The sequence below is a fragment of the Polaromonas sp. P1_E1_2 genome (assembly GCF_056406035.1).
Genome location: NZ_JBFUAZ010000397.1, coordinates 1 through 4,043, shown reverse-complemented (window position 1 = coordinate 4,043; position 4,043 = coordinate 1). Strand labels below are relative to the sequence as shown.

Sequence of the window (4,043 nt, the reverse complement as noted above, 5' to 3'; positions counted from 1 at the left end):
GCTCAACATCGCGGGCCGCCCCGGGCTGGCCGCGACGACGACGATAGGCACCTTGCCGGGCGCAGCGGGTAGCGCCGGCGCGACACGCGTCGGCGACGGCTCGGGCGGCGGCGGCGGCRGCGCCGGTTGCGCGGCCGGTGTGGGCGGCGCGGAACTGGTGGACAGCAGCGCCACCAACACCACCGCTCAGGCCACGGGCGGCGGATCTTGCCGCGACGCGGTGTCGGTGTCGGCTTTCAGCGTGACCGCGTCGCTGGGTGGCGCGGGCGGCGCGACCGTCCCCGGCAACACGGCGCCGGGCACCGGCAATCCCGGTGGCGACGGCTCCGTGACCATCACGCCCATCTACCCCACGCTGACTGTCACCAAGTCGCAGCCCAGCCCTGCGTTGCAGGTGGGCATCAACAGTGTCTACACCCTTACCGTGGCAACCACCACCACCACGCCGGCCTTTGTGGCGCGGGTGGTGGATCAGCTTCCCGTCAACATGACCTACGTCAGCAGCAGCGGCACCGGCTGGACCTGCTCGACCGCGGCCAATGCCGGCGGCACGCTGGTGACCTGCAATTTCGTTGGCGCCATCACAGCCAGCGGCGGCACCTCGACGCTGCAGATCACGGCAAGACCGACGAGCAACATCACGGTCACCAACTACACCGCCGTAGACCCGGCCGGCGGCACCAGCCCACCGACCCCGACCACTTGCACGGCTGCCAACACGCCGAGCGCCGGCTGCGCTGCGCCCGTGGTCAGTACGGTAGCCCTGGGTTTCGGCGGCAACGTTTACAGCGACCCCAACCACAACAGCAACCTGGATGCGGGCGAGGCCGGCATAGGCGGGGCCACTGCACTGTGGGTCAAGCTTGCGCCGCGCACGGGCGGCACCTGCACGGGGCCGGCCACCGTGGCTGCATCGGTCAACCTGACCACCGGCGCCTACAGCTTCACCAACATACAGCAGGGCAACTATTGCCTGATCGTGGACGGCAACAACACGCTGAGCGACATCGCGGCTGCATATCCGGCCGGCTTCATCGGTACGCAGAATCCCACCGGGGTGATCCAATTCAGCATCGTGGGTGCGCCGCCCGCACCGCAGAATTTCGGCCTGTACAGCGGCAGCACGCTGAGCGGCACCGTGTTTGCCGACAACGGCGCGGGCGGCGGCACCGCCAACAACGGCGTGAAGGCCGGGACGGAGCCCGGCCTGGCCGGCATCACCGTCAACGCCATGCAGGGTGCGACGACGGTGGACACCGAACCCACGGCCAGCGATGGCAGCTTCATTCTGTGGATTCCCGGTGCCACCAGCGGCACCGTGGTCCTCACGCCCGTGCTGCCCTCCGGCTACACCGCCACCGGCGGCTCGGCCGGCACCACGGGCGGCACTTACACCCGCCCGAGTGTGAGCTACACCGCCGGCTCCGGCCTGGCCCGCACCGGCATCAGCTTCGGCATGGTGGGGCCCAACACCCTGAGCCCCAACGGCGCGCAGACCGCCCAGCCTGGCACGGTCGTGTTTTACGCCCACACCTACACCGCTGGCACCGGCGGGCAAGTTACCTTCTCGATGGTCAACACCGCCACGCCGGCCAGCCCTGCGTGGAGCCAGGTGCTGTATCAGGACAGCAATTGCAACGCAGCGCTGGAGGCCAGCGAGGCGCAGGTCACCACAGCTCTCACCGTCACCGCCGGGCAGACCGTCTGCCTCATCGTCAAGCAGTTCGTACCCGCTGGGGCCGGCCAGGGCGCGCAGAACAACGTAACCTTGAGCGCGGCCTTCAGCTACACCAACGCCAGCCCGGCGCTCAGCGTCAGCACCCTGCTTGTCACCGATATCACCACCGTTGGCCAGGCTGGCGACCTGTCGCTGGCCAAGCTGGTGAGCAACGTCACCCAGGCTATCGCCTCGGCCACCAGCGTAAACGCCAGCCCTGGCGACACGCTGCAGTACACGTTGACGGCCACCAACAACGGCACACAGGCGCTGTCCACGCTGTTTGTGAGCGACTCCACCCCGGCGTTCACCGGCTTCGTCTCCACCGCCTGTCCGGGCGTGCTGCCCACGGGCATCACGGGCTGCACGGTGACCACGCAACCGGCCGTGAACGCGCAGGGGGCATTGAAGTGGACTTTTACCGGTTCGCTGGCCTCTGGGGCACAGATCGTCGTCACTTACCGTGTCAAGGTCGATCAGTAGGCTTCCCAGGCGCTCACAGAGGCGGAAAACAGCTTTTTTCAGGCTGTTCTGTCGTTTTGGCCATTGACATCGAATATGTGCCTGAGCAGCTATTAAGTTTGGGGTTTGGGAAGCAAAGCTCATCACCAGATGAGCTGAGTTCCTAAGCTCCTAAATAGATAGCTGCTTGCGCTTTCCTGCATTGGGTTGCAGGAGGTTTCCTCTTAAACCTCTTCAGCCCGCGCCAAACTCATCACCCAGTTCACCGGCGCGTTGCCTTGCCGTGTGGATGGCGCGCATGAACAGCATCTTGACGCGGTCCTGCTCCATGGAGGTCAGCGCGGCGTAGGTGGTGCCCCCTTTGGACGTGACCTGGGCGCGCAGGGTCTGGGGCGTCTCGTCGGACGCCGCCAACAGCGCCGAAGCGCCAGCAAAGGTGCCGACGGCAAGCTTGCGCGCCTGTTCCGGCGCAAGGCCCATGTCCGTGCCTGCCTCGATCATGGCTTCCACAAAATAAAAGACGTAGGCCGGGCCGGAGCCCGAAATGGCGGTGACCGCGTCCAAGTGGGCTTCTTCGGTGAGCCACAGGTAATCCCCCGTGGGCTTGACCACCTGCTCGACACCCAGCCTGTCGTCGTCTGTCACGGCATCCCGCGCAAACAGCGCCGTCATGCCTTTGCCGACCAGCGCCGGCGTGTTGGGCATGGCGCGTACCACGCGCTCGGTGCCCAGCCAGCGCGCGATGCTGCTGGACCGCACGCCGGCTGCCACACTCAGGTGCAGGGCGGTTTTGGTGTGAAAGCGTGTTTGCAGCGCTGCATCCTTGAATGTCTGCGGCTTTACAGCCCAGACCACCAGGCCGGCGCTGGCCAGTGGCGCGCCGGGTTTTTCATGCACCTGCACGCCGAATTGCCGGATGAGCTTGTTGCGTTGCTCCTCAAAAGGCTCGACCACCTGGATCTGGCTGGCTGGCATGCCTTGCTTAAGCAGGCCGCCAATGATGGCGCTGGCCATGTTGCCGCCGCCTATGAAGGCGATGTGTTCGTTGCTTGTACGGGAATTGGAGGTCATGCGTTGTCAATCCAAAAATTCAAAGGCCAGCCATTGGCTGATTTGCCGGGAGCTGAAATTGTCGTCGCTAATGAAGACCAGGCTGCGATTTCCGTTGGGCAGTACCGGGCCCCAGGCCATGCCTTCCGTATTGTCCAGACGTTCCAGCCGGAGGCCGGGCCCCGGGCCGGTGAAGGTGGAAAAGTCGGCGATCAGTGTTTTGTCCACCGCGCGATAGGTGCCAGTCTGCAGGACAGGCGTTGCGAGCGTGTCGGATCCCTGCCGGGTGTCGATAAGGTACAGGCGCAGCGAGTTACCTGCCTGCGGGCCCCAGCCGGCCATATAGGCCCGCTCCAGCACCAGCATGCGGTCGGCATCGAGCATCAGGATTTCCACCACGCCGTTGTCGGCCTGGGTGGCCGGCGCAACAGGTGCGCGCGGAATGGCGTCGGGCACATACGCAATTTGCCGCAATGCTTTCCCACTGGCAAGGTCAATTTGGGTGAAGCGGCAAGGACCGCCCTTCGCTTTCACCGTGGGTACGGGTCCATCCTGGCGGAAGGCGTTTTCCATGGCGATCCAGGCTGTCTTGTCATCGGGTGTCAGCGCCAGGCCTTCCAGCGCCAGATTGACGCGCGGCCCCCGGATGAGATGAAACTCAAACATGGGCGGCAGCGTAAATTCGCGAACCATCGTGCCGTCAGCCCGGCTTTCGCGCAGCTCCGGCGCCACGCCCGTCAGGGAATGCCCCTCAGTGACCCACAGCAGCGTCTGGCTGCTCGGGCGCCAGCGAATCGACTCCGGGTCGGGGGGC

The 4,043-nt window shown here is 65.7% G+C and carries 2 protein-coding genes and 1 pseudogene; 1 reads left to right on the top strand and 2 read right to left on the bottom strand.

The window, feature by feature from the left end; all coding sequences use genetic code 11:
- A pseudogene (locus AC1D1P_RS16515) lies at positions 1-2,200 on the top strand (hypothetical protein); the annotation flags it as partial.
- Between the two features lie 213 nt (positions 2,201-2,413).
- On the opposite strand, the gene proC reads toward AC1D1P_RS16515, so the two are convergent.
- Positions 2,414-3,250, bottom strand: coding sequence for a pyrroline-5-carboxylate reductase (gene proC / locus AC1D1P_RS16510; RefSeq protein ID WP_477668678.1), 837 nt, complete (start codon positions 3,248-3,250; stop codon positions 2,414-2,416).
- A 6-nt stretch (positions 3,251-3,256) separates the two neighbouring features.
- On the bottom strand, positions 3,257-4,043 hold a 787-nt coding region (locus AC1D1P_RS16505), incomplete at its 5' end, for an esterase-like activity of phytase family protein (protein WP_477673716.1).

Coding starts and splice junctions, on each gene's coding strand:
- proC (WP_477668678.1), bottom strand. CDS start 3,250: ATGACCTCCAATTCCCGTACAAGCAACGAACACATCGCCTTCATAGGC.